The 575-nt window shown below is 51.5% G+C and carries 1 protein-coding gene; it reads right to left on the reverse strand.

Going from position 1 to position 575, the window contains the following annotated elements; translation table 11 throughout:
• Positions 1 to 3: 3 nt before the first annotated feature.
• The coding region (locus ACTHUM_RS17965; protein WP_440403684.1) for a DUF808 family protein at positions 4 to 575 on the reverse strand (572 nt) is incomplete at its 5' end.

A 575-nucleotide genomic window follows, 5' to 3' on the forward strand; every position in this document is an offset into this window, starting at 1 on the left:
AAATCAGTCTTTTTGAAACAATTTCATTGCAGGCAGGACGATTGCGCAAGCTAAGGCACCGGCGGCTACTCCGACCACCAAGTTGACGATATGTTCCATCATGCCACTGTCCCAATGCTGCGCGTGGAGGAAATCGTGCAAAAAGCCAAGGTTGTGGGCGATCAGTCCGCCGCCAACCAAGAACATCGCCAGCGTGCCGACAATGCTCAAGCCGCGCATAAACCAAGGCATAAATGAAATCAAACCGCGTCCGATACTTTGTACGGCGGCGCTTTTTTGGCGCATCAGCATCATACCGAGGTCGTCAAGTTTGACGATGATGCCGACCAAACCATAGACCAATGCCGTCATGCCGACACCGATGGCGGCCATCACCAAAGAACGTGTCATCAGGTCATATTTCTCAACAACGCCCAGCGCGATAATGATGATTTCGGCGGAGAGGATGAAATCTGTGCGGACCGCGCCTTTTACTTTTGTTTTTTCGTCTGTGACTTCAGGCTCGGCATCGTGTCCGTCTTCGTGTTCATTGCGGTGCAAGAATTTGTGCAACAGTTGTTCCACGCCTTCAAGAC

The sequence above is a fragment of the Neisseria sp. P0021.S006 genome, from assembly GCF_051956895.1.